Annotated in this window: 25 protein-coding genes; 12 read left to right on the forward strand and 13 right to left on the reverse strand. The window is 72.1% G+C overall.

Going from position 1 to position 26,136, the window contains the following annotated elements:
• Positions 1–228 precede the first annotated feature (228 nt).
• The 4 genes from PS271_RS19710 to PS271_RS19725 all read left to right on the forward strand — a co-directional run bounded on the left by PS271_RS19710 (position 229) and on the right by PS271_RS19725 (position 4,965).
• A complete protein-coding gene (locus PS271_RS19710) occupies positions 229–1,497 on the forward strand; it encodes an extracellular solute-binding protein (protein WP_398383402.1) in 1,269 nt (422 codons plus the stop codon).
• Between the two features lie 141 nt (positions 1,498–1,638).
• Positions 1,639–2,625, forward strand: coding sequence for a carbohydrate ABC transporter permease (locus PS271_RS19715; RefSeq protein WP_398383404.1), 987 nt, complete (start codon positions 1,639–1,641; stop codon positions 2,623–2,625).
• On the forward strand, positions 2,622–3,452 hold the full coding sequence (locus PS271_RS19720; protein ID WP_398383405.1) for a carbohydrate ABC transporter permease: 831 nt from the start codon (positions 2,622–2,624) through the stop codon (positions 3,450–3,452). Before PS271_RS19715 ends, PS271_RS19720 begins: the two co-directional genes overlap by 4 nt.
• 10 nt (positions 3,453–3,462) lie before the next feature.
• Positions 3,463–4,965 (forward strand): glycoside hydrolase family 3 protein, encoded by a 1,503-nt coding sequence (locus tag PS271_RS19725; RefSeq protein WP_398383406.1) that lies wholly within the window; start codon positions 3,463–3,465, stop codon positions 4,963–4,965.
• Between the two features lie 124 nt (positions 4,966–5,089).
• Here the strand turns inward: PS271_RS19725 and nagB are convergent, their stop codons facing one another.
• Positions 5,090–5,875 (reverse strand): glucosamine-6-phosphate deaminase, encoded by a 786-nt coding sequence (nagB, locus tag PS271_RS19730; protein ID WP_398383408.1) that lies wholly within the window; start codon positions 5,873–5,875, stop codon positions 5,090–5,092.
• 175 nt (positions 5,876–6,050) lie between these two features.
• Here nagB and PS271_RS19735 point away from each other — a divergent pair, with 175 nt between their 5' ends.
• Positions 6,051–7,130, forward strand: coding sequence for an SIS domain-containing protein (locus PS271_RS19735; protein WP_398383409.1), 1,080 nt, complete (start codon positions 6,051–6,053; stop codon positions 7,128–7,130).
• Between the two features lie 68 nt (positions 7,131–7,198).
• Here PS271_RS19735 and PS271_RS19740 read toward each other — a convergent pair whose 3' ends face one another.
• A complete protein-coding gene (locus PS271_RS19740; protein WP_398383411.1) occupies positions 7,199–7,957 on the reverse strand; it encodes an SDR family oxidoreductase in 759 nt (252 codons plus the stop codon).
• An 82-nt stretch (positions 7,958–8,039) separates the two neighbouring features.
• Here PS271_RS19740 and PS271_RS19745 point away from each other — a divergent pair, with 82 nt between their 5' ends.
• Both PS271_RS19745 and PS271_RS19750 read left to right on the forward strand, forming a co-directional pair.
• Positions 8,040–8,690, forward strand: coding sequence for a TetR/AcrR family transcriptional regulator (locus tag PS271_RS19745; protein ID WP_398383412.1), 651 nt, complete (start codon positions 8,040–8,042; stop codon positions 8,688–8,690).
• A 449-nt stretch (positions 8,691–9,139) separates the two neighbouring features.
• The gene (locus PS271_RS19750; protein WP_398386939.1) at positions 9,140–10,609 is read left to right on the forward strand and encodes a sensor histidine kinase; all 1,470 of its coding nucleotides are present in this window, start codon (positions 9,140–9,142) and stop codon (positions 10,607–10,609) included.
• A gap of 166 nt (positions 10,610–10,775) precedes the next feature.
• Here the strand turns inward: PS271_RS19750 and PS271_RS19755 are convergent, their stop codons facing one another.
• Positions 10,776–11,033, reverse strand: a complete 258-nt coding sequence (locus PS271_RS19755; protein WP_004937597.1) for a WhiB family transcriptional regulator — start codon at positions 11,031–11,033, stop codon at positions 10,776–10,778.
• Positions 11,034–11,355: 322 nt separating this feature from the next.
• Positions 11,356–12,324 (reverse strand): diacylglycerol/lipid kinase family protein, encoded by a 969-nt coding sequence (locus tag PS271_RS19760; RefSeq protein WP_398383414.1) that lies wholly within the window; start codon positions 12,322–12,324, stop codon positions 11,356–11,358.
• Between the two features lie 92 nt (positions 12,325–12,416).
• Between PS271_RS19760 and PS271_RS19765 the strand changes: the two genes are divergently transcribed.
• Positions 12,417–12,902, forward strand: a complete 486-nt coding sequence (locus PS271_RS19765) for a hypothetical protein (protein ID WP_398383415.1) — start codon at positions 12,417–12,419, stop codon at positions 12,900–12,902.
• A gap of 89 nt (positions 12,903–12,991) precedes the next feature.
• Here PS271_RS19765 and PS271_RS19770 read toward each other — a convergent pair whose 3' ends face one another.
• From PS271_RS19770 to PS271_RS19785, 4 genes are all read right to left on the reverse strand, one after another.
• Positions 12,992–13,906, reverse strand: coding sequence for an RNA polymerase sigma factor SigF (locus PS271_RS19770; RefSeq protein WP_356287370.1), 915 nt, complete (start codon positions 13,904–13,906; stop codon positions 12,992–12,994).
• 16 nt (positions 13,907–13,922) lie between these two features.
• Positions 13,923–14,336 carry an ATP-binding protein gene (locus PS271_RS19775; protein WP_030366270.1) on the reverse strand — a complete coding sequence of 138 codons (414 nt, stop codon included), beginning with the start codon at positions 14,334–14,336 and terminating at the stop codon, positions 13,923–13,925.
• A gap of 231 nt (positions 14,337–14,567) precedes the next feature.
• Positions 14,568–15,092 carry a GNAT family N-acetyltransferase gene (locus tag PS271_RS19780; protein WP_398383416.1) on the reverse strand — a complete coding sequence of 175 codons (525 nt, stop codon included), beginning with the start codon at positions 15,090–15,092 and terminating at the stop codon, positions 14,568–14,570.
• Between the two features lie 22 nt (positions 15,093–15,114).
• Positions 15,115–15,375: a UBP-type zinc finger domain-containing protein gene (locus PS271_RS19785; RefSeq protein ID WP_398383418.1), complete on the reverse strand. Its 261-nt coding sequence runs from the start codon at positions 15,373–15,375 to the stop codon at positions 15,115–15,117.
• An 80-nt stretch (positions 15,376–15,455) separates the two neighbouring features.
• On the opposite strand from PS271_RS19785, the gene PS271_RS19790 reads away from it, so the two are divergent.
• The gene (locus PS271_RS19790; RefSeq protein ID WP_398383419.1) at positions 15,456–17,057 is read left to right on the forward strand and encodes a Na+/H+ antiporter; all 1,602 of its coding nucleotides are present in this window, start codon (positions 15,456–15,458) and stop codon (positions 17,055–17,057) included.
• A 3-nt stretch (positions 17,058–17,060) separates the two neighbouring features.
• On the opposite strand, the gene PS271_RS19795 is transcribed toward PS271_RS19790, so the two are convergent.
• The gene (locus PS271_RS19795) at positions 17,061–17,981 is read right to left on the reverse strand and encodes a 1-aminocyclopropane-1-carboxylate deaminase/D-cysteine desulfhydrase (protein ID WP_398383420.1); all 921 of its coding nucleotides are present in this window, start codon (positions 17,979–17,981) and stop codon (positions 17,061–17,063) included.
• A gap of 43 nt (positions 17,982–18,024) precedes the next feature.
• Positions 18,025–18,615 (reverse strand): N-acetylmuramoyl-L-alanine amidase, encoded by a 591-nt coding sequence (locus PS271_RS19800; RefSeq protein WP_398383421.1) that lies wholly within the window; start codon positions 18,613–18,615, stop codon positions 18,025–18,027.
• Between the two features lie 232 nt (positions 18,616–18,847).
• Here PS271_RS19800 and PS271_RS19805 point away from each other — a divergent pair, with 232 nt between their 5' ends.
• Positions 18,848–19,759: a glutaminase gene (locus tag PS271_RS19805; RefSeq protein ID WP_398383423.1), complete on the forward strand. Its 912-nt coding sequence runs from the start codon at positions 18,848–18,850 to the stop codon at positions 19,757–19,759.
• Between the two features lie 37 nt (positions 19,760–19,796).
• Here PS271_RS19805 and PS271_RS19810 read toward each other — a convergent pair whose 3' ends face one another.
• The 3 genes from PS271_RS19810 to tatA all read right to left on the reverse strand — a co-directional run bounded on the left by PS271_RS19810 (position 19,797) and on the right by tatA (position 22,738).
• Entirely contained in the window at positions 19,797–20,735 is a 939-nt protein-coding gene (locus tag PS271_RS19810; RefSeq protein ID WP_398383425.1) for a beta-ketoacyl-ACP synthase III, read from the reverse strand.
• 283 nt (positions 20,736–21,018) lie between these two features.
• A complete protein-coding gene (locus PS271_RS19815; protein ID WP_398383426.1) occupies positions 21,019–22,395 on the reverse strand; it encodes an alkaline phosphatase in 1,377 nt (458 codons plus the stop codon).
• A gap of 94 nt (positions 22,396–22,489) precedes the next feature.
• Positions 22,490–22,738 (reverse strand): Sec-independent protein translocase subunit TatA, encoded by a 249-nt coding sequence (gene tatA, locus PS271_RS19820; RefSeq protein WP_398383428.1) that lies wholly within the window; start codon positions 22,736–22,738, stop codon positions 22,490–22,492.
• Between the two features lie 170 nt (positions 22,739–22,908).
• Between tatA and PS271_RS19825 the strand changes: the two genes are divergently transcribed.
• Positions 22,909–24,408, forward strand: coding sequence for an LCP family protein (locus tag PS271_RS19825; protein WP_398383429.1), 1,500 nt, complete (start codon positions 22,909–22,911; stop codon positions 24,406–24,408).
• Positions 24,409–24,552: 144 nt separating this feature from the next.
• Positions 24,553–25,899 (forward strand): hypothetical protein, encoded by a 1,347-nt coding sequence (locus PS271_RS19830; RefSeq protein ID WP_398383430.1) that lies wholly within the window; start codon positions 24,553–24,555, stop codon positions 25,897–25,899.
• Positions 25,900–26,136 lie beyond the last annotated feature (237 nt).

Genomic DNA, 26,136 nt, shown 5'->3' on the forward strand with positions numbered 1-26,136 from the left:
GACTCCGATCCTGCTGCTGTCACCGGCTCCTCCGTCTGTCGCGGTCACATGGTGGCACGGGCAGAGCCCGAGGGGCCCGGAGACGCCCAGGTCGACCCCGAAGTGTCGGTCCGGTAACGGAGCCGACAGCGACTCTTATACACCCTTGACACCCCAATAGGTCTAGGCCAAGCTGCGGGCACTGGTCTAAACCATTAAAGACCACATTCGGTCCTTGAGGAGAGTGCTGTGAAGCGAGGGCTCATAGCGGCGACGGGTGTCGCGGCCATGCTGGTGAGTGTTGCTGCCTGTGGGTCCAGCGACAGTGACAAGGGATCGGGCGACGGCGCCAAGGACAAGAGCCTCACCGTCTGGTTCATGGACGGCTCCAACCCTCCGGGCTGGACGAAGACGGTCCAGGCCGAGTTCGAACAGAAGACCGGCGCGAAGCTCAACGTCCAGGTCCAGAAGTGGGACGGCATCCAGCAGAAGCTGACCACGGCCCTCTCCGAGTCCAGCCCGCCGGACGTCGTCGAGGTCGGCAACACCCAGACCCCCTCCTACGCGCAGACCGGCGGCCTCTCCGAGCTCGGCGACCTGAAGAAGGAGATCGGCGCCGACTGGACCGGCTCGCTGAACAAGCCCGCCGTCTTCGAGGGCAAGCAGTACGCCGCCCCGTGGTACGCCGCGAACCGCGTCGTCATCTACAACAAGAAGGTGTGGGCGGACGCGGGCGTCACCGACGTCCCCAAGACCCGTGCCGACTTCTTCAAGGCCCTGGAGGCCATCCAGAAGAAGGGCGACGCCGAGCCGCTCTACCTGCCCGGCCAGAACTGGTACTTCTTCGACGGCCTGACCATCGGCACCGGTGCGGACCTGGTGAAGAAGGACGGCAAGAAGTGGGTCTCCAACCTCGCCGACCCCAAGGTCGCCAAGGCCATGGAGGTCTACAAGCAGTACCAGGCCTTCAGCAAGGCCCCCAAGGACAAGGACGAGGCCACCCCGCAGCAGGCCGACGTCTTCGCCAAGGGCAAGACGGGCGCCTTCATCGGCATGGGCTGGGAGGCCGCCACCGCCATCAAGGCCAACCCGGCCATCGAGAAGGACCTCGGCTACTTCACCATCCCCGGTGAGAGCGCGGACAAGCCCGAGGGCGTCTTCCTCGGCGGCTCCAACCTCGCCGTCGCCGCCGGCAGCAAGAAGCAGGACCTCGCCAAGGAGTTCCTGAAGATCGCGCTGTCCGACAAGAACGAGGGCGCGCTGGCCAAGGAGGTCGGCTCGATCCCCAACAAGGACTCCCTGCTGGACAGCCTGAAGGGCAACGCCGCCGCCGAGGCCGCGGCCCCCGCCGCCAAGGGCGGCGGCACCACCCCGCTGATCCCCGAGTGGGCCGCGGTGGAGAACGCCCCCAACCCGATCAAGGCGTACATGACGGCCGTCCTGAACGGAAAGTCCCCCGAGGAAGCCGCCAAGCAGGTCGAGGCCGACGTCAACAAGCGCCTCAGCCAGAAGCAGTAGCCGGCCGGCCGGTTGCCGGTTGCTGAGAAGCGGCAGCCGGCAGCAGTGACCCGACGGCCGGGCGGGAGTCCGTAGGAGACGGCCTCCCGCCCGGCCGCGCACCAACGCAATACCGTTCGACAGGGGAGAAGGCGGACGACGATGTCAGCGCAGATCGAAGAGGCGACGGCCGGCGGGCCCGCCTCCCGGACCGGCAAGGGCGCCGCCCCGCCCCCGCCGCCCCGCCGCGGCCCCGGCCGGCTCGCCCAGGGCACGCCGTACCTCCTGATCCTCCCCACCGCCGCCGTCACGGTGCTGCTGCTCGGCTGGACCCTGCTGAAGAACGGCCTGCTGTCGTTCCAGAACCTCGGCCCGCGCCAGCTCATCCAGCACCTCACCGAGTGGACCGGCACGGACAACTACGCCGAGCAGCTCGGCAGTTCCGAGTTCTGGGGCGTCACCGGGCGCTCGGTGGTCTTCACCCTCGCCAACGTCGTCCTCATCATGGCGCTGGGCTGCTTCATCGGCCTGCTCCTCGCCCGCCTCGGCACCGCGCTGCGGCTGCTGCTCTCGCTCGGCCTCGTCCTGGCCTGGGCCATGCCCGTCGTCGCGGCGACCACCGTCTTCCAGTGGCTCTTCGACCAGCGCTTCGGCGTCGTCAACTACGCACTGGACAAGCTCGGCTGGCACTCCATGGCCGGCTACAGCTGGACCAGCGGCCAGTTCTCCACCTTCTTCGTGATCACCGTGCTGATCGTCTGGCAGTCGGTGCCCTTCGTGGCCATCAACCTCTACGCGGCGACCACCACGATCCCCAAGGAGCTCTACGAGGCCGCCTCGCTCGACGGCGCCGGCTCCTGGAAGCAGTTCACCTCGGTGACCTTCCCCTTCCTCAAGCCGTTCTTCCTCGCGACGACGTTCCTCGAAGTCATCTGGATCTTCAAGTCGTTCACCCAGGTCTTCGCGATCAACGAGGGCGGGCCCGACCGGCTCACGGAGACCCTGCCGGTCTACGCCTTCCAGGAAGGCTTCGGCAGCCAGCACTTCGGGATGGGCGCCGCCGTCTCCATCCTGACCATCGTGATCCTGCTGGCCCTGACGGCTTACTACCTGCGTCTGGTGCTGGGGCAAGAGGAGGACGAGCTGTGAGGCGATCGACCCTGGGCCGGGTGTGGCCGGGAGCGACCGCGGTCGTTCTCTTCCTCGCGTTCGTGTTCCCCGTCTACTGGATGTTCAGCACGGCCTTCAAGGCCAACAAGGACATCGTCAGCGAGGACCCCGTCTGGTTCCCCACCAGCCCCACCTTGGAGCACTTCCAGCGGGCGGTGCAGGCGGACGGCTTCTGGACGCTTGTGGGTAACTCCTTCACCGTCACCCTCGTGGCCGTCGCGCTGTCGCTGGTGATCGCCCTGCTCGCCTCGTTCGCCGTCGCGCGCATGCGGTTCAAGGGGCGCAAGAGCTTCATCCTGGTGATGATGATGGCCCAGATGGCCCCCTGGGAGGTCATGGCCCTCGCGTACTACATCATCGTCCGGGACGCCGAGATGCTGAACAGCCTCGTGCCGCTGATCGCCATCTACACCGTCATGGTGCTCCCCTTCACCGTCCTGACGCTGCGCGGCTACGTCGCCGCCGTGCCCAAGGAGCTGGAGGAGTCCGCGATGGTCGACGGCTGCACCCGCGCCCAGGCCTTCATCAAGGTGATCTTCCCGCTGCTGGCGCCGGGCCTCATGGCCACCTCGCTCTTCGGCTTCATCACCGTCTGGAACGAGTTCCCCTACGTCCTGATCCTCAACAAGGACGCCTCGGCCCAGACGCTGCCCGTGTGGCTCACCGGATTCCGCACGGCGTTCGGCGACGACTGGGGCGCCACCATGGCCGCCTCCTCGCTCTTCTCCGTGCCCATCCTCATCCTCTTCGTCATCCTCCAGCGCAAGGCAGTCGGCGGCCTCACCTCCGGCGCAGTGAAGGGTTAGCGCTACTCCCATGGACACGCTCACGCGCGACGCCCTCGCCGTCCTCCAGCCCGGCTTCACCGGCACCACCGCCCCCGAGTGGCTGCTGCGCCGGCTCGGCGAGGGGCTCGCCTCCGTCGGCCTCTTCGGCCGCAACATCGCCTCGCCCGAGCAACTCGCGGCGCTCACCGCCCGGCTGCGCGCCGAACGCGGCGACGTCCTCGTCGCCATCGACGAGGAGGGCGGCGACGTCACCCGGCTGGAGGCGCGCACCGGCTCGTCCTTCCCCGGCAACCTCGCCCTCGGCGCCGTCGACGACACCGGGCTCACCCGGGCCGTCGCCCGCGAGCTCGGCCGGCGGCTCGCCGAGTGCGGCGTCAACCTCAACTGGGCGCCCTCCGCCGACGTCAACTCCGACCCGGACAACCCCGTCATCGGCGTCCGCTCCTTCGGCTCCGACCCGAAGCTCGTCGCCCGGCACACCGCCGCCTACGTCGAAGGCCTCCAGTCCGCGGGCGTCGCCGCCTGCACCAAGCACTTCCCCGGGCACGGCGACACGGCCGTCGACTCCCACCACGACATGCCGCGCATCGACGCCGGCCTCGGCACGCTGCGCGAGCGCGAACTGGTGCCCTTCCGGGCCGCGGTGGCCGCCGGCACCAAGGCCGTCATGAGCGCGCACATCCTGCTGCCCGCGCTCGACCCCGGCCTGCCGGCGACCCTCAGCCCCGCCGCCCTGCACGGGCTGCTGCGGGCGCCCGTCGCCGCCGGCGGCCTCGGCTTCGACGGCCTCATCGTCACCGACGGCATGGAGATGCGGGCCATCTCCGGCACGTACGGGATCGAGCGCGGCAGCGTGCTGGCCCTCGCCGCGGGCGCCGACGCCATCTGCGTCGGCGGCGGGCTGGCCGACGAGGACACCGTGCTGCGGCTGCGCGACGCGCTGGTCGCGGCCGTACGCGCCGGCGAGCTGCCGGAGGAACGGCTCGCCGACGCCGCGGCACGGGTGCGCGCCCTGGCGCGCTGGACCTCGGGGGAGGGCGCGGCTGCCGGCACGGCCGCGGAGGGGACCGCGCCCTCTCCCGAGGTGGGGCTCACCGCGGCGCGGCGCGCCCTGCGTGTGACCGCCTCGCCCGGCTGCGAGCCGCTCGCCGGGCCCGCCTACGTGGCCGCGTTCACCCCGCTGGCCAACATCGCCGTCGGCGACGAGACCCCCTGGGGCGTGGGCGCCGAGCTCTCCCGGCTGCTGCCCGGCACGGAGACCGGCACGTACGGGCACGACGCCGCCCGCGCCTCCGATGTGCTCGCCGCCGCGGGCGGCCGGCGGATCGTCGCCGTCGTACGGGACGTGCACCGGCACGGGTGGATGGCGGAGGCCCTCGACGCGGTGATCGCCGCGCGGCCGGACACGATCGTGATCGAAATGGGCCTCAACGCGGCCCCGCCGCGGGGGGCGTTGCACGTGGCGACGCACGGCGCGGCGAGAGTCTGCGGCACGGCCGCGGCGGAGGCTGTCGCGGGGGCGCGCGGCTGACGGCGGGTCCGGCACCGCCGGAGAGCGCCGGGGTGGTTGCTCGCCGCTGCGGCGGGGGGAGAGCCCCGGCCCCGCCCTTTCGCCGTTTCCTCCTCCGGAGGGGGCCGGGGCTTGCCCCGGTTCGCTACAGGCCCTGCCAGGCCGGCTTCGCCGCGTACGTGGCGCGGAAGTAGTCCGCGAGCTTCAGCTTGGACGCGGCGGCCTCGTCGACGACGACCGTGGCGTGCGGGTGCAGCTGGAGCGCCGAGGCGGGGACGAGCGCCGAGACCGGGCCCTCGACGGATGCCGCCACCGCGTCGGCCTTGCCCTCGCCCGTGGCGAGCAGCACCAGGTGGCGGGCCTCCAGGATGGTGCCGATGCCCTGGGTGATGACGTGGTGCGGCACCTGCTCGATGTCGCCGCCGAAGAAGCGCGCGTTGTCGACGCGGGTCTGCTCCGTGAGCGTCTTGATGCGCGTGCGGGAGGCGAGCGAGGAGCACGGCTCGTTGAAGCCGATGTGCCCGTCGGTGCCGATGCCGAGCAGCTGGAGGTCCACCCCGCCGGCCGCGGGCAGCGCGCGGTCGTAGGCCTCGCACGCGCCCTGGACGTCCTCGGCGGTGCCGTCGGGGCCTATGAAGGAGGCCTCGGTCAGACCGAGCGGCTCGACGACCTCGCGCAGAACCACCGAGCGGTACGACTCGGGGTGGTCGGCGGGCAGGCCGACGTACTCGTCGAGCTGGCAGACGCGGGCCCGCGAGGCGTCCACCGCGCCGGAACGGACCTTGGCGGTCAGGGCTTCGTAGACGGGCAGCGGCGTCGAGCCCGTGGCCACGCCGAGCAGGGCGTCGGGCTTGCGGCGCAGGAGGGCGACCATGGCCTCCGCGATGAGTTCTCCGCCTGCCTTGGCGTCCGGGACGATGACAACTTCCACGCTGGGGCCTGCCGATCTTAAAGAGTGGAGCGGATCGTGTGGTATAGACCAATCTAGCAGAGGGGTGCGCCCCGGGACCCCCGCCGGAACCCGCCCCGGACCCGGCTTCCGGCTGGCGGCCGCGCCCCACCCCGTGGTCGACTGGGACTGCATCCCCGTCCGGGAGGTATCCGGCATGAGCGACACGACCGCCGCCCACCACCGCGAGCAGCCGGGCGGGATCATGTCCGCCGAGATGGCCGAACAGCCGGCCGTCCTGCGCCGCATCCTCGACCGGGGCGCCCCCGCGATCGCCGGGACCGCCCGCACCGTCGCCGCCCGGGACCCCCGCTTCGTGCTCCTCACGGCCCGCGGCACCTCCGACAACGCCGCCCTCTACGCCAAATACCTCCTCGAAGTGCAGCTCGGGAAGCCCTGCGGCCTGACCTCCATGTCGACCGTGACCGCCTACGGGGCCCGGCCCGACCTGACGGACGTCTTGGCGATCACCATCAGCCAGTCCGGCGGCTCGCCCGACCTCGTCGCCTCCACCAAGGCCGCCCGCGAGGCCGGGGCGATCACCCTCGCGGTCACCAACAACGCCGACTCCCCGCTCGCCGCCGTCTCCGAGCACCACATCGACATCCTGGCCGGCCCCGAGCGGGCCCTGCCCGCCACCAAGACCTACACGGCCTCGCTGCTCACCCTCTACCTCTTCGTCCAGGGCCTGCGCCCGGGCGGCGGCGACGGCACGGCCGCGGCCGGGGCCCTGCCCGGCCTCGCCCAGGGCATCCTCGACCGCGCCGCCGAGGTCAGACAGCTCGCCGCCCGCTACCGCTTCGCCGAACGGATGGTCCTCACCTCCCGCGGCTACGGCTACCCGACCGCCAAGGAAGCCGCGCTCAAGCTGATGGAGACGAGCTACATCCCCGCCCTCTCCTACTCCGGCGCCGATCTGCTGCACGGCCCGCTCGCCATGGTCGACAACATCTCGCCCGTCATCGCCATCGTCACCGACGGCCGCGGCGGCGAGGCCCTGCAGCCCGTCCTGGAACGCCTGCGCGGCCGGGGCGCGGACCTGATGATCGTCGGCAGCGAGGCGGAGGCCGTCAAGGGCACGGCCGGATTCGCCCTGCCCACGGCCGGGGTCCCCGAGGAGCTTCAGCCGGTCCTGGAGATCCTCCCCTTGCAGATGCTGGCCTACGAGATCACCGTCGCCCGGGGCCAGGATCCCGACGCGCCCCGCGCCCTCGCGAAGGTCACCGAGACCCACTGACGCGGTGCGCCGGCCCCGGCGGCCGCGGCCCCCCGCTCCGCAGCCACCGCCGGCCCGGCGGGCACGCCTCAGAGCAGCGCGCCCCCCGTCGCGTCTATCCACTGCCCCGTCACCCACCGGCTGTCGTCCGACGCCAGGAAGGCGACGACATCGGCGACATCGCGCGGCTCGCCCACCCGCCGGAGCGGGGACATCGCCGCGACGCCCTCCTGGGTCTCCGCACTGCCGCGCAGCCACGAGGCGTTCATGTCCGTGTCGATCACGCCCGGCGCCACCGCGTTGACCGTGATCCCGCGCTCGCCCAGCTGCTTGGCCAGCACCGAGGTGAAGGCGTCCACCGCGCCCTTCGTCATGGTGTAGGCGAGCAGATCGGGGATGGCCGTGCCGCGGGTCAGCCCCGTGGAGAGGTTGATGACGCGCCCGCCGTCGCGCAGGCGGTCCAGGCCGTACTGGGTGACGAAGAACGGCGCCCTGGTGTTGACCGCGAAGATCCGGTCGAAGTCCTCCGGGGCCACCTCGCCGAGCAGCGCCCGCGGGCCGACGATGCCCGCATTGTTCACCAGGACGTCCAGGCCGTCGCCGGCCTGCTCGTCGAAGGCGGCCCAGAGCGCCTCGGCGTCCCCCGGCACCCCCAGCTCGGCCCGGATCGCGAAGGCGTCCCCGCCCGCCGCTCTGATCTCCTTCACCGTCACCTCGGCCGCGGCGGCGTCCCGGCCGTAGTGCACGGCGACGCGGGCGCCCTCCCTGCCCAGGCGCTCCGCGATCGCCCGCCCGATGCCCCGGCTGCCGCCCGTGACCAGTGCCGTCCTGCCCGTGAGCGTGCCCATGGCCGCGCCCCCCTCTTTCTTTAGCGAGTGCTACAGAAAGAACGTAGCACAGGTTTTTTAGCGAGCGCTATAGAATGGGCGCATGGCGACCAAGCAGCGAGGCCGGCCCCGCTCCTTCGACCGCGAGACGGCCCTGGAACAGGCGATGCGAGCCTTCTGGGAGCACGGCTACGACGCCGTCTCCATCGCGGACCTCACCCGGGCCATGGACATCAAGGCGCCCAGCCTCTACGCGGCGTTCGGCGACAAGCGCACCCTGTTCGAGGAGGCCGTCGAGGCCTATGCGCGCAGCTACGCCGTCTTCACTCCCGAGGCCGTGGCCGAGGCGCCGACCGCCCGGGCCGCGGTGGGCCGCCTGCTGCGCGAGGCGGCGGTCTCCAACACCCTCCCCGGCCTGCCGCGCGGCTGCATGATCGTCAACGCCGCCACCAACTGCACCGAGCAGTCCTCCGACGTGGTCGAGGCGCTCCAGAGGCGGCGCAACGAGGTCGTCGCGTGCATAGAGGGCCGCATCGCCACCGACATCGCCGTGGGCGTCCTGCCGCCGGAGACCGACGCCCGTGCGCTCGCCGTCTACACCGGCGCCGTCCTCCAGGGCCTGTCGCAACAGGCGCGCGACGGCGCGGACCGCGCCACTCTGGAAGCGGTCGCCGATGTGGCGATGCAGGCATGGCCCCGGGAGCGGGCGGGGGAGACATCGTCCGGCACGGACGGCTCATCCGGCGCGGGGTAACGACCGGAGGCGGGGTGCGCGACGAAGAAGCGTGAGGCGCCGGCCGGGGGAACGCGCGAGGCTCCCTTGCGGGGTGCGCGCGAGGCTTCGGCCGGGAGGTCACTTCGGGCCGCGGCGCCTGGCCGGGACCCTCAACCCGGCCGGCACCGCAGCCCGGAGCCGTATCGGCCCGCCGGGCGCGCGGGGTGTGCGGACCCCGCGGCCGGAGTGGGCCGACTGGAGGCCGTGGCGCGATCAGGGCAGAGAGCGCCGGGCCTCGCTCCGCCCTCCTGTGCGGGGAAGGCGGAAACTTTGCCCACTCATTGTGGACTAGACCATTCTTTCCTGTCCATGCTTCGCGCCGCGCGGGTTTCCGCGGGTATCGCCCGCGGCCGGGGCGGCCCGTCACGGCCCGAAGGCGGCACGAGGTGAGGGCCCCGGCCCCGGGTAGGCTCACCACCGTGCCCTCCATGAACGACCTCGTACGTCAGCACACGGCCCTCGGCGACTCCGACCTGGAGTGGCTGCACCTGCTGGTCTCGGAGTGGCAGCTGCTCTCCGACCTCTCCTTCGCCGACCTCGTCCTGTGGGTGCCCACCCTCGACGGCACGCGCTACGTCTCGGTCGCGCAGATGCGGCCGAACACCGGCCCCACCTCGTACCAGAACGACATGGTCGGCCACCTCGTGCCGCGTGGCCGCCGCCCCATGCTCGACGCCGCCCTGGACGAGGGCCGGATCGTCCGCGAGGGCGACCCCGAGTGGCGGGAGGAGGTCCCGGTCCGTGTCGAGTCCATCCCGGTCCGCCGCGAAGGCCGGGTGCTGGGCGTCATCGCCCGCAATACGAACCTGCTGACGGTTCGCACCCCGAGCCGGCTGGAGCTCACCTACCTCCAGAGCGCCTCCGACCTCGCCCAGATGATCGCCAACGGCACCTTCCCGTTCCCCGGTCAACAAGTCGACATGGACGCCTCGCCGCGCGCCGGCGACGGCCTCATCCGGCTGGACGCCGACGGCATCGTGCAGTACGCGAGCCCCAACGGCCTGTCCGCGTACCACCGCCTCGGCCTCGCCGCCGACCTCGTCGGGCATCATCTGGGCGAGACCACCGCTCAGTTGGCGCCCTCCCGCGGCCCGGTCGACGAGTCGCTCGCCAAGCTCGCCAGCGGCTGGGCGCCCCGCGAGTTCGAGGTCGAGGGCAATGACGGGGTCATCCAGCTCCGGGCGATTCCCCTCAAACCCAAGGGAAACCACATCGGTTCGCTCGTACTCCTGCGCGACGTCACCGAACTGCGTCGCCGCGAGCGAGAGTTGATCACCAAGGACGCGACCATCCGGGAGATTCACCACCGGGTGAAGAACAACTTGCAGACCGTAGCCGCGCTGCTGCGCCTCCAGGCCCGCAGGATCGGTTCGGCGGAGGGGCGCGAGGCGCTGGAGGAGGCCGTCCGGCGGGTCGGCTCGATCGCGATCGTCCACGAGACGCTCTCGCAGAACCTGGACGAGCGGGTCGAATTCGACGAGATCGCCGACCGGGTGCTGGCGATGGTCGCCGAGATCTCGCCCGGGCGGGTCGCCGGGCGGCGCACCGGCCGCTTCGGCATCCTCGACGCCGAGGTGGCGACGCCGCTGGCGATGGTGCTGACCGAGCTGCTCCAGAACGCCATGGAGCACGGCTTCGGACCGGGGGAGCGGGGCACGGTCGAGGTCACCGCCGTGCGCAGCGGCACCCGCCGCGACGCCCGCCTGCTGATCTCCGTGCAGGACGACGGCCGCGGCCTCCCCGAGGGCTTCGACCCGCAGCGCGCCGGCAATCTGGGCTTGCAGATCGTCCGCACCCTGGTCGAGGGCGAGATGGGCGGGACGTTCGACATGGTGCCCGCTTCCGGGCAGGGCACGAGGGTCGTCCTCGACATTCCGGTACGGGCCGAGAAGGGCTGATCCGGCCGGCCCCGCTCCCGGCGGAGGGCGGCGCACACAGCACTGAGCCCCGGACCAGAATCCGGTCCGGGGCTCAAAGCTGCGTGATGCGAGGCGCCCCCAGGCGAAGCTCGGGGGGTGCGTCAGGGGGTACTGCGCGCTGCGGCTCGGGGGCCGAGGGGCATCGTCAGGCGGTGGCGTTACGCGCCCGGTTGCGAGCGGCGCGGCGCTTCATCGCGCGACGCTCGTCCTCGCTGAGGCCACCCCAGACGCCGGAGTCCTGGCCGGACTCGAGCGCCCACTGCAGGCACTGCTCCATGACGGGGCAGCGGCGGCAGACGGCCTTGGCTTCCTCGATCTGCAGCAGCGCAGGACCGGTGTTGCCGATGGGGAAGAAGAGCTCGGGGTCTTCCTCGCGGCAAACGGCGTTGTGACGCCAGTCCATGGCTGCTCCATCTCCTCGTTATTGCGGCTACGTGGCTTGTGAATGTGAACGCTTTCACGAATCCCTCCGCAGGGGAAGGGCCGACGCCCAGTCGTGAAACTGGTGCGGTCCATCAGGAAAAGGGAGGGGTTCGGGCTGTATCGGAAGGCCGGAAGAGCGGACGTCCCGATCGCCATGAAGAGACTCGCAAACCTCGGCGGCGGATACAACCCCTTCTGGAAAGTTTTTTTTGATTCCTCGGTGTCGGCTAGGTCACAGCCGTACTTCCAGGGGGTGGAACCCAGCCTAAACGTTCGAGTGAAAGGACTTTAGGCCCTGGCACTCACACAATCACACGCAGTGCACGGCGTACGCCTGTGAACGTCACGCTCGTTCGCACTCCGAGGTGGTCACCGTCCATCTGGAAGGGCAGTGGAACCTGCGAATGCAAGGTGAAACGCGTCTGGTCGTGCAGCGAGACGGTGTGTTTGCCCCGGGGGCCCCGCTCCGGCGTGGACATCAGCAGCTGGGTCGCGTAGCGGCCGGCCGCCGTCGTCGACAGCCGGGTGAATCCCAGCACGTCAAGAGCGGTGTCGAAGGACGCCTGCGGCGACGCGTAGACCGGCCGGTTGTTGAGGTACGTCCACGGCGCGGTGTTGCAGATTATCGACATGACGAGATTCTCGAGTGGCTCCTCGCCCGGCCGTTCGAGGGTGATGGTGCCGCGCCGGCGGTGGGTCTCCCCGAGGAACTGCCGCATCACCTGTCGCGCGTACAGCGCGGGTGTCGACCGCTTGCCGCGCTCCCGCTGCTGCTCCACCCGGCCGATGACGCCCGCGTCGAAGCCGAAGCCCGCGCAGAAGGTGAACCAGCGCTCCGGGACCCCCTCGTCCTCCGTGCCCGGAGTGCCCCCCGCGAGCCCCAGCCCCACGGTGCGCTCGCTGCCGTCGCGCAGGGCGTCCAGCAGGGCGCCGGTCGCCTCCACGACGTCATTGGGCAGCCCCAGCGCACGGGCGAAGACGTTGGTGGAGCCGCCGGGCACCACGGCGAGCCGCGGCAGGCGCTCGGGGTCGGGGCCGTCGTGCAGGAGGCCGTTGACGACCTCGTTGACCGTGCCGTCGCCGCCGAGCGCCACCACCAGCTCGGTGGTGCCGCTCTCGGCCGCCCGCCGTGCGAGGTCCCGGGCGTGGCCCCGGTACTCGGTGGTGGCCACCTCCAGCTTGAGATCGCTGGCGAGGGCGTGCACCAGGACATCGCGGGTACGGGCACTGGTGGTGGTGGCCGAGGGGTTGACCACGAGGAGCGCACGCATGCGCGCCAGCTTACCTACCTGTCGGTACACGAACCGCCCCGGCCCGCCTTCGGCCCCCCTCGGATCGACGGCGGTACGGCTACCCTGCTGGGGTGAGCAGCAAGCAGTCCGCGCCGAAAAACGCCCGTACGAGCGGCACCGCCGGCCCCCGGCGGCAGGCCGCCGCGGCCCCCGCCCCCGAGCCCGCCGGGCCCCGCCCGGCCCGGCTGACGGCCGCCGCCGCGCTGACCGGCCTGGAGGGCCTGGCGCTCGCCGCCGCCGGCATCTACCTGCTGGTCATGGGCCTGCTCGGCAAGCCGAACAGCCCGCAGCAGGCGGAGATGGGCGGCCTCACCGTGCTCGCCCTGTCCGCGCTGCCGCTGGCGGCCGCGCGCGGGCTGTGGCTGCGGCGCCGTTGGAGCCGCGGGCCCGCCATGATCACGCAGATCATGGCGCTGCCGGTGGCCTGGACGCTGTTCAACGGCGGGGGCGTCCTGATCGCCGCCGCGGTGGCACTGGCCGCTGTGGCTGTGGGCACGCTTGTGCTGCTGGTGAACCCCACGGCGACGGAAGCGCTCGGGATCGGTCCGCGGGACTGAGCTCACGGGGCTCCGCCCCGGACCCCGGTCCTCAATCGCCGCACGGGCTCAATTTTTGCCTGGGCTCCGACGTCGTCGGGCCCAGGTGCCTACTCCTCGATCAGCAAGCGGTCCCGCAACTGCGCCAGTGTCCTCGCCAGCAGGCGTGACACGTGCATCTGCGAGATCCCGACCTCCTGGGCGATCTGGGACTGGGTCATATTGCCGAAGAACCGCAGCAGGAGGATCTTCTTCTCGCGCGGCGGCAGATCCTCCAGCAGCGGCTTCAGCGACTCGCGGTACTCGACGCCTTCCAGCGCCTCGTCCTCCGCGCCGAGGGTGTCCGCCACGGCCGGCGACTCGTCGTCCGTGTCGGGCACGTCCAGGGAGAGCGTGCTGTAGGCGTTGGCGGACTCCAGGCCCTCCAGCACCTCCTCCTCGGAGATCCCCAGCTGCTCGGCCAGCTCGTGGACCGTGGGCGCGCGGCCGTGCCGCTGGGAGAGCTCCGCGGTGGCCGTGGTCAGGGCCAGCCGCAGCTCCTGGAGCCGGCGCGGGACCCGGACCGCCCAGCCCTTGTCGCGGAAGTGCCGCTTGATCTCCCCGACCACCGTGGGCGTGGCGTACGTGGAGAACTCCACGCCGCGGTCCGGGTCGAACCGGTCCACCGACTTGATCAGACCGATCGTCGCGACCTGGGTGAGGTCGTCCAGCGGCTCGCCGCGGTTGCGGAAGCGCCGGGCCAGGTGCTCCACCAGCGGCAGGTGCATCCGCACGAGGTGGTTGCGCAGCTCGGCCCGCTCGGGCGAACCGTCCGGAAGTGCGCGCAGCTCGATGAACAGGGCCCGGGCACCGCTGCGGTCCTGAGCGGTGGAGTGCCGGTGCTCGTGCTGGTCCATGTGGTCCGCCCGCTCTGGTGGGTCGCCGGCCTCGTCCGGCGCAGGAATCGCAGGATCGCCCGGCAGCTGCCGGGCGGGCTGCTGCGGGATGGCCGGGGTACGCACCCCCCGCGACGATGCAGTGCTCACGGAGCCCCCTCTTCCGTCACGGCTGTCCGGGGCCGGCGCCGCGCTTCTTGTGCAGGCTGATGCTGACCGTGCGGTCGTCGGCGACGGTCGAGTCGACCTCACCGGCCAGGGCGGAGAGCACCGTCCAGGCGAAGGTGTCGCGCTCGGGCGCGCGGCCGTCCGTGGTGGGTGCCGAGACGGTCACCCGCAGCGCGTCGCCCACCAGGCGGAAGACGCAGCTGAGAACGGAGCCGGGCACCGCTTGTTGCAGAAGGATCGCGCACGCCTCGTCGACCGCGATGCGCAAGTCCTCGATCTCGTCGAGGGTGAAGTCCAAGCGGGCCGCGAGGCCGGCTGTCGCCGTCCGCAGCACCGACAGGTAGGCACCCGCAGCGGGCAGCCGGACTTCCACGAAGTCCTGGGTCCCGGGCTCGCCTGCGATTGGGGACACCCTCACCTCCAAGGTGGCACAAGCTTCTTGAGCTGTTACGAGCGCCGGCCCCCGGCCCTCGGCCGCCCTTCGGTCGAAGGCCGTGCGCGGGCCGGTGCGGCACATGGTTCGGCTGCGACGCTATCGCGATCTGCGGGTCCGTGGAGCAGCCCCGCGACTGTCACTCATGGTAAACCCATGAGCACGGACAGTGGCTAGGGGTTCGGGGCCTCAAATCGAAAGAGCTGTCGTCTAGTTGGGATTTTCGTCACTCTGCGCGAGCGCCGCAAGGGTCCGGAGAGGTTCTCCCGACAAGCGGTACGTCGTCCACTCGTCCATCGGTTCGGCGCCGAGGGACTTGTAGAACCCGATCGAGGGCGTGTTCCAGTCCAGCACTGACCATTCGAAACGCTGGTAGCCGCGCTCCGTGCAGATCCGTGCGAGGGCCGCGAGGAGCGCCTTGCCGTGCCCCTCGCCGCGCGCCTCCGGGCGCACGTAGAGATCCTCCAGGTAGACACCGTGCGTGCCCGTCCAGGTGGAGAAGTTGCGGAACCAGATCGCGAAGCCCGCCGGCTCCGGCGCCCCGGCCCCGCCGACGTCCGCCTTTTCGTCACTCTCCGCTATCAGTGCGAAGGCTGCGGGGTGTTCCCCGAAGAGCGCTTCGCGCAGCTGTTCCTCGGTCGCCCGGGCGTCCTCCAGTGCCCTTTCGTACGCCGCGAGTTCGCGGATCATCGCATGGACGGCGGGAACATCGTCGGGCGTCGCGGCTCGGATCATGCGTGCATGCTAGCGGGCGGCGTCAGACGAGCCGCTGGTCCACGTAGCACCAGCGCCAGCTCTGGCCCGGCTCGTAGCTGCGCATCACGGCGTGGCCGGTCGCCTCGAAGTGCGCCGTGGCGTGCCGGTACGGGGAGGAGTCGCAGCATCCGACGTGGCCGCAGGCCAGGCACAGCCGCAGCTGCACGGGGTGGCTGCCGGCCGTCTCGCACTCCGGGCACGTCGGGTGCGCGGCGACGGGCTCGGGGCGCGGCAGACCGGGAAGATGCTGGCACTCGCTCATGATTGCCAGATTAGATCGCACCGCCGACACACGAGCCCGGGAGGCCGGGCGGACCGCACGAGGGGACAGGCAGCGCACCGATGGACGTCATGCCACTGCTGATGCTGGTCGCGGGAGCCGCCGCGGTCGCCGGCACCGCCCGGCGCACCCCCGTGCCGGCGCCCCTGCTGCTCGTCGCGGCCGGGCTCGCCGCCTCGTACATCCCGGGCGTCCCGGACTACACGCTCGACCCCGGCATCGTGCTGCCCCTCCTGCTGCCGCCCCTGCTGCACACGGCCGCCCTCGACAGCTCCTACCTCGACCTGCGGGCCAACATCCGCCCCGTGGCCCTGCTGTCCTTCGGCTACGTCCTCTTCGCGACGCTCGCCGTCGGCTACGCGGCCTTCCTCGTCGTCCCCGGGATGCCGCTGACGGCCGCCCTCGTGCTCGGCGCGGTCGTCGCCCCGCCCGACGCCGTCGCGGCCACCGCCATCGCCCGCCGCCTCGGCCTGCCCTCCCGGATGACCACCATCCTCCAGGGCGAGTCCCTGGTGAACGACGCCACCGCGATCACCGCCTACAAGGTGGCCCTCGCCGCCGCCGTCGGCGCGGGCGCGACCTGGGGCGAGGGCATCAGGGAGTTCGCCGTCGCCTCCCTCGGCGGCATCGGCGTCGGCCTGGCCCTCATGGTGCCGCTGCACTGGCTGCGCAAGCACCTGCGCGAGCCGCTCCTCCAGAACACCCTCTCCCTGCTGATCCCCTTCGCCGCCTACGCCGCCGCCGAGGAGGTCCACGCCTCCGGCGTCCTCGCCGTCGTGGTCGTCGGCCTCTGGCTCGGACACCGCGCCTGGCAGGTCGACTTCGCGACCCGGCTCCAGGAGGCCGCGGTGTGGAAGATGGTCTCCTTCATCCTGGAGTCCGCCGTCTTCGCGCTCATCGGCCTCCAGCTGCCCGTCGTGCTGCGCGGCCTCGGCGACTACGGCGCGGGGCGGGCCGCGTGGTACGCGGCCGCGGTCTTCCTGGCCGTCGTGGCCGCCCGCTTCGTATGGGTCTTCCCCGCGACGTTCCTGCCGCGCGCCCTGTCCGCGCGGATCCGGGAACGGGAGACCGATACCACCTGGAAGAGCCCGCTCGTCATCGGCTGGGCGGGCATGCGCGGGGTGGTCTCCCTCGCCATCGCCTTCTCCATCCCGGAGCTCACCGATGCCGGGGGCGCCTTCCCCGACCGGAACCTCGTCCTCTTCCTCACCTTTACGACGGTGATCGGCACGCTCGTCGTGCAGGGTCTCACCCTGCCCCCGCTCATCCGCCTGCTGCGGCTGCCCGCGCGCGACAGCGCGGCGGAGACGCTGGCGGAGGCGCAGGCGCAGAACGAGGCGTCCCTCGCCGCGGAGCGGCGCCTGGACGAGCTGCTCACCGACGAGCGGAACGCCCTGCCGTCGCCGCTCGCCGACCGGCTTCGCGGGGTCATGGAGCGGCGGCGCAACGCGGTGTGGGAGCGGCTGGGGACGGTCAGTGCGGTGACGGGGGAGTCGGCGGACGATCTCTACCGGCGGCTCGCCGGGGAGATGATCAGCGCCGAGCGGGAGGTCTTCGTGCGGTTGCGGGACGAGCGGCGGATCGACGACGAGATGCTGCGGACGCTGTTGCGGCGGCTCGATCTGGAGGAGGCCGCCGCGTACCGGGAGGAGGGCACCGCTTGAGGCCTACGGCGCGCCCGTGATGACCGCTACCGCCGTTGTTCCTCTGGGGAAGGCGCCCTCTTCCGTCAGGGTGGTCAGGCCGTACAGCATCTTCGCCACGTACAGGCGCTCCAGGGGGAGGCCGTGGCGGGCCGTGAAGTCGTCCGCGAAGGCGTCCAGCGCGGGGGAGGTGCGGGCGTAGCCGCCGCAGTGGAAGCGCTCGTCGAGCCGCCACGTGCCGCGCCGGCCGCCGAACGCCTCGCCCTGCAGCCGCTCGACCTCCGCGCCCAGGAAGCCGCCCTTGAGCACGGGGAAGCCGATCGCCCGCTGCCCCTCGCCGAGGCCGGCGGCGAGCCCGGCGAGCGTGCCGCCCGTGCCGCACGCGACGCCGACGACGTCCGCCATGCCGCGCAGCTCGCGCCCGAGCTCCGCGCAGCCCAGCACGGCCGCCGCGTTCGACCCGCCCTCGGGCACGACGAAGCAGTCGCCGCCCGCCCGCTCGACCAGCCCGGCCAGCACCTCCGGCTCGGTCTTGCGGCGGTACGTGGCGCGGTCGGTGAACAGCAGCCGCATGCCGGACGCGACGCAGTAGCGCAGCGAGGCGTTCAGCGGCCGGTCGGCGAGCTCCTCGCCCCGGACGACGCCGACGGTGGCGAAGCCGAGCAGGCGGCCCGCGGCGGCCGTGGCCCGCAGGTGGTTGGAGTACGCGCCGCCGAACGTCAGCAGGGTGCGCCGGCCCTCCCCGGCCGCGGCCCGCAGGTTCGGCGCGAGCTTGCGCCACTTGTTGCCCGGCAGCTCGGGGTGTATCAGGTCGTCCCGCTTCAGCAGCAGGCGCACGCCGTGCCGCGCGAACCTCTCGTCCGGGAGCTCCACGAGCGGCGACGGCAGCCGCGGCCGCAGGCCGGCGAGCCCGGCTCCGCCGGGGGCGGGGGATTGGCTGGTCACGCCCCCATTGTCGCGTGGACGGTCCGGCGAGCCGCGGTCCGCCTCACTTGAGCCGCTCACGGACCCGCTCGCGGAGCCACTCCATGGAGAAGCCCACCGGGTCGGCCTTGCCGGGCCGCCACTCCAGGTGGCCGATGACGGAGCGCTCGGACCAGCCGTGGTGCCGGCAGATCGCGGCCGCCACCTGCTCCACGGCCCGCAGCTGGACCTGCGGCCAGGGGTCCTCGCCGTCGCCGCGGTTGACGCACTCGAAGCCGTAGAAGTGGACGTTCCCGTCGGTGTCCGCCCACCGCACGGGCGGCAGCCGCTTCTCGGCGATGACCGCCTTCAGCACGTCGCCGTCGCCGCCGCCCGCGTGGTTGACGCGCCCGCAGCCGGTCAGGTGGACCGTGCCGTCCTTGGCGATGACCCCGTGGCACAGGGGGCCGGGCAGCTCCTCGTAGCCGTTCCAGCACAGCCGGACGGTGCTGTCGGTGCCCGACGTGGCCGAGTGGTGGATCATCACCCCGTTGACGGGCCCCCAGAGGCCGTGCCCGACGCGGTTGTGGTGGCGCCAGCCGTCCACCTCGACGACGGTGGCGCCCTCGCGTCGGAGCGCGGCCAGGAATTCGTTCGCGGACATGGGTGGGGCCATGCCGCCCTCCCTCGGTAGATGTGCGACGGGTAGCCGTAGCCGAAGTCGTGGACGGGTTGGTAGAGCAGGTGGCGTACGCCGGTCGCGTAGGCCGAATGACCCCCTTGTACCCAAAAGTTCGCAGGTGGGCCGGGCGTTCGGATATCGTGCGAGCCGATCCGGCCGTTGGCCGAATATCCCACCGATCGCATCGTCGACAGCGCCGTCGACACGGAAGTACGGACCAAGGACTGTGGACTACGAGGCCGTCCTCGAAGAAGTCGCCGCCTTCGCCAAGCCGCTCGTCGGCCGTGGCCAGGTGGCCGACTACATCCCCGCCCTCGCCGAAGTGGACATCAACGGCTTCGGCATGGCCGTCGCGGACGTCGACGGCGGGGTGTACGGCATCGGGGACTGGGAACGGCCGTTCTCCGTGCAGTCCATCTCCAAGGCCTTCAGCCTGGCGCTCGTCCTGGCCGAAGGCGGCGGCAAGATCTGGGACCGGGTCGGCACGGAACCGTCCGGAAACCCCTTCAACTCCCTGGTCCAACTCGAATACGAGAACGGCATCCCGCGCAACCCGTTCATCAACGCGGGCGCGCTCGTCGTCACCGACCGGCTGCAGACCCTCACCGGCGACGCCAGCACCACCATGCTGGAGTTCCTGCGCGCCGAGAGCGGCAACCCGGACGTCTCCTTCGACCCCGCCGTCGCCGCCTCCGAGACCGAGCACGGCGACCGCAACGCCGCGCTCGCCCACTTCATGGCCAGCTACGGCAACCTCGACAACCCCGTCCCCACGGTCCTGGAGCACTACTTCTGGCAGTGCTCCATCGAGATGAGCTGCCGCGACCTCGCCCGTGCGGGCAGCTTCCTCGCTCGGCACGGCCTGCGCGCCGACGGCTCGCGGCTGCTGCCGCGGCGCGAGGCGAAGCAGGTCAACGCCGTCATGCTCACGTGCGGGACGTACGACGCGGCGGGGGACTTCGCCTACCGGGTGGGGCTGCCGGGCAAGAGCGGGGTGGGGGGCGGCATCGTCGCCGTCATACCGGGACGGTGCACGCTGTGCGTGTGGTCTCCGGGGCTGGACACGCGGGGCAACTCCGTTGCCGGGGTGGCGGCGCTGGACCACTTCACCACGTTGACCGGGTGGTCGGTGTTCTGAGCGCCCTGTAAGGGGCGCCCCCTATGGACGCCGCCCCTTACGGGCAGCGGATGACCTGCCCCGCGTACGACAGGTTCCCGCCGAAGCCGAACAGCAGGACCGGTGCGCCCGACGGGATCTTCCCGGTCTCGACCAGCTTCGACAGCGCCAGCGGAATGCTCGCGGCGGACGTGTTGCCGGATTCGGTGACGTCCGTCGCGATGACCGCGTTGACGGCCCCCAGCTTCCGGGCGACCGGTTCGATGATCCGCAGGTTGGCCTGGTGCAGGACGACGGCCGCGAGCTCCTCCGGGGCGACCCCGGCCCGCTCGCACACCCGGCGGGCGATGGGCGGCAGCTGCGTGGTGGCCCAGCGGTAGACCGACTGGCCCTCCTGGGAGAAGCGCGAGGGCGTGCCCTCGATCCGTACGGCGTGCCCCATGCCGGGCACCGAGCCCCACACCACGGGGCCGATCTCCGGCTCGGCCGAGGCCGTGACCACGGCGGCGCCCGCGCCGTCGCCGGTCAGGACGCACGTCGTGCGGTCGGTCCAGTCCGTCACGGAGGTGAACTTCTCCACCCCGATGACCAGGGCGTTCGTCGCGGCACCGGCACGGATGGCGTGGTCCGCGCTGGCCAGCGCGTGCGTGAAGCCCGAGCAGACGACGTTGACGTCCATCACGGCGGGCGTGGCGAGGCCGAGCGCGGCCGCGACGCGGGCGGCCGTGTTGGGGCTGCGGTCGTCGGCGGTGCAGGTGGCGACGAGGACGAGGTCGATCTCCTGCGCCGCGAGCCCGCTGTTCGCCAGCGCCTTCCCGGCGGCCTCGGTCGCCATGTCGGCGACCGTCTCGCCGGGCTCGGCGACCCGGCGCGTACGGATGCCGACGCGCGAGCGGATCCACTCGTCGCTGGTGTCGACCATGGCCGCCAGCTCGTCGTTGGTCAGCACCCTGGCGGGCTGGTAGTGACCGAGGGCGAGGACGCGGGAGCCGGTCATCGGCGGTTCCTCCGAGGCTGGCGGACGGTACGAACGATCGGTACAGCAGCGTGCTGACGTGCTGACGTGCTGTCTTGCTGTCCTGCGGGCCATACCGCCGGTATCGGTGGTACGGGATTCACAAGTGTTGACGCTGCGGACCCGTAATCGGGTATGTGATCCGCCCAATGTTCTGCCGCGATAACTGGCACAACCCGCAGGGCCCGGCCGCAGCTGCGGCCGGGCCCTGTCCCCCCTGTGGTGATCTGTGACGATCCTTACGTCACGGATGCGGCACGCTGCGTCAGCGCAGTGCGAGCGCCGTCCGCATCGTGGTGAAGAGCTCCGTCTGGTCCGTGACCCCGAGGACGCGCTCCGCCTGCGGGCCCTGGGCCGCGATGCGCACCTCGGTGCCGGTGTGCTCCTGAGACTTGCCCGGGGTGTTGGTCGAGTAGTTGACCTTCAGCTTCTGGCCCTCGTTGGTGACCAGCGTGGAGGACAGGCCGGGCGGGGTGGCCTCCAGCGGCACGATCTGGCTGGTGTGGCCGTGGTCGGCGGTGGTGACGACCAGGGTGTCCGGGTGCTCCGCGGCGTAGGCGCGGGCGACCTTCACGGCGCGGTCGAGGGCCGCGGTCTCGCCGATCTGGCCGCACGGGTCGGCGGCGTGGTCGCGCTTGTCGATCGAGGCGCCCTCGACCTGGAGGAAGAAGCCCTTCTTGGAGCCGGCGGCCTTCTGCTTGGCCTCCAGGAGGTCGAGCGCCTTGCGGGTCTGGTTCGCCAGGCTCGGGGTGCCGGCCTTGCGCTCGGGGTTGTTCGTCACGCAGCGCTGCGGCTCGGTGCCGCCCTGGGCCGCGGCCTTGCCGGTCCACTCGACGGGCACGTTGCCGTCGGCGAAGAGGCCGAGCACGGGCTTGCCGGGCTTCGCGCTCGCCAGGCCCTTGTCGTCGGTGACGACCTGGTAGCCGAGCTGCTGGGCCTGCTGGGTCACCGTCCGCCCGGCGAAGCGGCCCTCGGTGATCTTCTGGTCGAAGCGGGCCTTGCCGCCGCCGAGGAGGACGTCCACCTTGTGGTTCACGCTCTGCTCGGCGATCGAGCCGGGGCCGCCCTTGGCGATGGTGTCGTTCGGGCAGGCCTTCATGTCGGCCGGGCCCATGCAGCTGCGGTCGGTGGCGTGCGAGGCGAGGACGGCCGGGGTGGCGTCGGTCAGCTCGGCGGTGGTGACGCTGCCGGTGGCCAGGCCGTTCTTCCGGGCCAGCTCCAGGATGGTGGGCATGGCCTGGTCCGTGCCGGGCGACTTGGATATCCGGCCGTTCACGGTCTTGTGGCCGGTGGCCCAGCCGGTGCCGCTGGCGGCCGAGTCGGTGACGTAGTCGGGCTTGCCGTCCTTGTCGACCGAGTACGTCGTGTACGCGCCCGTGAGCGGGAACTTGTCCATGTTCAGCCGGCCGGCCGCGCCCACGGTGTAGTCACGGGCCAGGGTGATCTCCGAGTCGCCCATGCCGTCACCGATGAGCAGGATGACGTTCTTGGCCTTCTTGGCGCCGTGGCCCGCGCTGAGCGCGGGGACGTCCGAGCCGCCGCCCGCGTCGGAGGCGAAGGCCGCGGCGGGCACCGCGACCCCGGCGGCGAGCAGTGCGGCGGCGCCCCAGGCGAGACGGCGCCGGTACGGACGAGAACCCATGGTTTTTCCTCCTCGTAGGCCGGGCGGGATGCCCGGCCGGGGGAAGCTCACCAGGGGCGGGTGTACCGGAGGAGGCGTACAGGTGTCCTTCAGTTCACCGGGGGTTGTCGGCCGGGCCGTTGCGGTGCGCCGCGCCTTCGGGCGCGCCGGCCGCCGCGGTCTGCGGCGCACCGGCCGCGACCTGCTGGTCGTCCGACTTCAGGGCCTTGGCCTCGCTCTTGAGGATGCGCATCGACTTGCCGAGCGCGCGGGCGGTGTCGGGGAGCTTGCGGGACCCGAACAGGACGACCATCACGAGCACCACCACGAGGATGTGCCAGGGCTCCAGGGCATTGCGCAGCATGATCGGCGCACCTCTCTCTTGCGTTCTCTCGCGTTCTCTTCCGCAACCGTGGCCTTCACCATACTTGCCAGATTGCGCAACTGGACAACCAAAGTGGCTGCCCGGCCGTCTATCCAGGTGAGACGGCACGCAGCCGGGGTAGACGCGGGGGAATGGACGAGGACTGGCGGATGAGTGGCAGCCGAGGGAAGCAGGCGCACCACCGGGCGCGGACGGCGGCGCTCGTCGCGGTGGCGTTCGTGGTGCTGCTGGGCGCCGGCGCGGGCTGGCTCTGGCTCCGGCTCGACGGCAACATCAGCACGTTCGACGCGGACGGGCTGTCCAAGAACCGCCCGGGCCCGGGCGTCGCCGGGCAGAACGTCCTGGTCATCGGCTCGGACTCGCGCTCCGGCGGCAATAAGCACCTCGGCGGCGGCGAGGGCGACGTGGGCCGCTCCGACACCGCGTTCCTGCTGCACGTCTACCGCGACCGTGCGCACGCGGTCGCCGTCTCGATCCCGCGGGACACGCTCGTCGACATCCCGCCGTGCCGGCTGCCCGACGGCAGTTGGACGTCCGGGCGGACCCGCGCGATGTTCAACTCCGCCTTCTCGGTGGGGGAGTCGGAGAAGGGCAACCCGGCCTGCACGCAGAACACCGTCGAGAAGCTCACCGGGCTGCGCGTCGACCACACCGTCGTCGTCGACTTCGAGGGCTTCTCCGCGATGACCTCGGCCGTGGGCGGCGTGCCGGTGTGCGTGCCCAAGGACGTCTACCAGGGCGACCTCGACCCGCACCGCGGCTCGCGCGGCGAACTCCTCTTCCCCAAGGGGCAGCAGAACGTCTCCGGGCAGAAGGCGCTGGACTACGTGCGCGTGCGGCACGGCATCGGCGACGGCTCCGACATCGGCCGCATCCAGCGGCAGCAGGCCTTCGTCGCCGGCATGGTCAAGAAGGTGCGCGAGCAGGGCTTCAACCCGGCCGCGCTGCTGCCCCTGGCCGACGCCGCCACCAAGTCGCTCACCGTCGACCCGGGGCTGGGCTCGGCCGACAAGCTGCTGTCCTTCGCCATGTCGCTGAAGGGCATCGACCTGCACAACATCAAGTTCATCACCGTGCCCTGGCGCTACGAAGGCGACCGCGTCGACATCGTGCAGCCCGACGCGGACGCGCTGTGGGCCTCGCTGAAGGCCGACCGCACGATCGACGGCAAGGACGCCGGCGGGGGGCGGAAGGGCGGCCCGGCGGCTCCCGCGTCCCCCGCGGCCCCCGAGCAGGTCTCCGGGGAGGGCGTGAGCGTCTCCGTCGCCAACGGCACCAGAGTGAGCGGGCTCGCGGCGCGGGCCGCCGCGCAGCTGGAGAAGCACGGGTACGCCGTCGCCGACACCGGCAACGCGGAGGTCCGCGACGCGGGCACCACCGTGATCGAGTTCGGGCCGGGCCGGGCCGCCGAGGCGCGGACGCTGGCCCGGCTCTTCCCCGGCTCGTACGTCCACGGCGTCGCGGCGAACGGGATCACGGTCACGCTGGGGCGGGACTACGCCGCCGCGGGCGGCGACGGGAGGTCCTCGTCGCCGGCGCCGCCCGCGCCGGCGCCCTCCGCGGCGAACCCCGGCACCCTCTCGGCCGACGTGGCCGCCACCGCCCGCTCGGCGGACGACGACCCCTGCGCGAACCTCTCGTACGGCTGATATCCCGTACGAGAGGAAGGCATGAAATGTCGGATTCATCAGCATTGGCGGTAGATTTCGGATAGAGCGACACCAGCCGAGAAGCCGTAGAAGCCCCAGAAGCGAACGACAGGAACCACCCACCTCCATCCGAGGAGCACCGCCATGCCCGCCACCACCCGGGCGCTTCCCAGGCCGCTGCAGGCCCTGATCACCGTCCTGGCCGCCGCCCTGATCGCCCTGGCCGGCACGGCCCTCTGCGCCCCCGCCCCCGCGGCGCACGCCGCCACCGGCATCGACACCGTGGCCGAAGCGCTGCGCAAGAGCCCGGTCTACGTCGACCCCCGGGCAAGCGCCCAGCTCCCGCCCGCCGAGGCCGAAGCCCTCGCCAAGAAGATCAAGGACGCCGGCAAACCCGTCTTCGTGGCCGTCCTGCCCGAGAGCGCCGAGTTCCCCAGGGCCACCGTCTTCAAGGACCTGCGGACCAAGGTCGGCATCGCCGGCGTCTACGCCATCCGCCTCGGCGACGCGTTCAACGCCCACGCCGACTCCAAGGTCATGTCGCGCAACGCGATCAGCAACCTCGTCGGGTCCGTCCAGCGCTCCGGCGGCGACGCCACCACCATGCTCAACAGCTTCGCCGACCAGGCCGACCGGCAGGCCCGCGGCCGGGCCCCCGGCTCCTGGGGCGGCGGGGAGTCCGGCGTGGGCGCCACCGGGCTGATCACCGGCGGCGCGATCGTCGTCGCCGGCGGCGCGGGCGCGTACGCCCTCTACCGCCGCAACAAGCGCAAGCGCGAGGAGCGCGAGCAGGCCGAGCTCGACGCCCTGCGCGTCGTCGTCGACGAGGACATCACCGCCTTCGGCGAGGAGCTCGACCGGCTCGACTTCCACCCCTCCGAGCCCGGCGCCGACGACGCCATGCGGCGCGACTACGAAGCGGCCCTCGACGCGTACGAGGAGGCCAAGTCCAAGATGGCCGCCGTGACCCACCCGCAGGACGTCACGGCCGTCACCGAGTCCCTCGACAAGGGCCGCTTCGCCCTCGCCACCCTCGCCGCCCGCCGCACCGGCGCCCCGCTGCCCGAGCGCCGCCTGCCCTGCTTCTTCGACCCGCGCCACGGGCCCTCCGTCCAGGACGTCCAGTGGGCGCCCCCGGGCGGCGCGCCCCGCACCGTCCCCGCCTGCGCGGCGGACGCGGCCCGGGTCGCCGACGGCGAGGAGCCCCTCTCGCGCACCGTCCAGACCCCCGACGGCCGGCAGCCCTACTGGAACGCCGGCCCCGCCTACGCCCCCTGGGCCGGCGGCTACTTCGGCGGCGGCCTCCTCCCCGGGCTCCTCGTGGGCACCGCGCTCGGCGGCCTCCTCTCCGGCCCCGCCTACGCCGCCCCGGCCGACACCGGCCCCGACGGCGGCGACTGGACCGGCAGCGACTACAACCCCGACGACTTCGGCGGCGGCTGGGGCGACGGAGGCGGCGACGGCGGCGGGTTCGGAGGAGGGGACTGGTGACGGGAGGGGCCGCAGACCTCCGCGCGCCACTTCCTGAAGCGCCGGGAGCGCGGACCGGCGGGCCGGGCCCGGGCGCCGAGACGTACGGGCCCCACCCCCGTGAGCCGCCGGTGCGCGCTCCGCGGGCCGGCATGCCGGAAAGGGCACACCCCGGATCCTGGCAGCCCGCAGCTGAAGGAACGCTGAGCATTCCTGAAGCGGTCTTCAGGCGGCGGGCCGCCCGTCCGCGCCATCCTG

This window comes from Streptomyces sp. SCA2-17, from assembly GCF_044336695.1.

Coding starts and splice junctions, on each gene's coding strand:
- PS271_RS19790 (WP_398383419.1), top strand. CDS start 15,456: ATGGACGTCATGCCACTGCTGATGCTGGTCGCGGGAGCCGCCGCGGTC.
- PS271_RS19740 (WP_398383411.1), bottom strand. CDS start 7,957: ATGGGCACGCTCACGGGCAGGACGGCACTGGTCACGGGCGGCAGCCGG.
- PS271_RS19780 (WP_398383416.1), bottom strand. CDS start 15,092: ATGATCCGAGCCGCGACGCCCGACGATGTTCCCGCCGTCCATGCGATG.
- PS271_RS19755 (WP_004937597.1), bottom strand. CDS start 11,033: ATGGACTGGCGTCACAACGCCGTTTGCCGCGAGGAAGACCCCGAGCTC.
- PS271_RS19825 (WP_398383429.1), top strand. CDS start 22,909: ATGAGTGGCAGCCGAGGGAAGCAGGCGCACCACCGGGCGCGGACGGCG.
- PS271_RS19750 (WP_398386939.1), top strand. CDS start 9,140: ATGAACGACCTCGTACGTCAGCACACGGCCCTCGGCGACTCCGACCTG.
- PS271_RS19800 (WP_398383421.1), bottom strand. CDS start 18,615: ATGGCCCCACCCATGTCCGCGAACGAATTCCTGGCCGCGCTCCGACGC.
- PS271_RS19725 (WP_398383406.1), top strand. CDS start 3,463: ATGGACACGCTCACGCGCGACGCCCTCGCCGTCCTCCAGCCCGGCTTC.
- PS271_RS19830 (WP_398383430.1), top strand. CDS start 24,553: ATGCCCGCCACCACCCGGGCGCTTCCCAGGCCGCTGCAGGCCCTGATC.
- PS271_RS19785 (WP_398383418.1), bottom strand. CDS start 15,375: ATGAGCGAGTGCCAGCATCTTCCCGGTCTGCCGCGCCCCGAGCCCGTC.
- PS271_RS19815 (WP_398383426.1), bottom strand. CDS start 22,395: ATGGGTTCTCGTCCGTACCGGCGCCGTCTCGCCTGGGGCGCCGCCGCA.
- PS271_RS19735 (WP_398383409.1), top strand. CDS start 6,051: ATGAGCGACACGACCGCCGCCCACCACCGCGAGCAGCCGGGCGGGATC.
- PS271_RS19760 (WP_398383414.1), bottom strand. CDS start 12,324: ATGCGTGCGCTCCTCGTGGTCAACCCCTCGGCCACCACCACCAGTGCC.
- PS271_RS19810 (WP_398383425.1), bottom strand. CDS start 20,735: ATGACCGGCTCCCGCGTCCTCGCCCTCGGTCACTACCAGCCCGCCAGG.
- tatA (WP_398383428.1), bottom strand. CDS start 22,738: ATGCTGCGCAATGCCCTGGAGCCCTGGCACATCCTCGTGGTGGTGCTC.
- PS271_RS19745 (WP_398383412.1), top strand. CDS start 8,040: ATGGCGACCAAGCAGCGAGGCCGGCCCCGCTCCTTCGACCGCGAGACG.
- PS271_RS19715 (WP_398383404.1), top strand. CDS start 1,639: ATGTCAGCGCAGATCGAAGAGGCGACGGCCGGCGGGCCCGCCTCCCGG.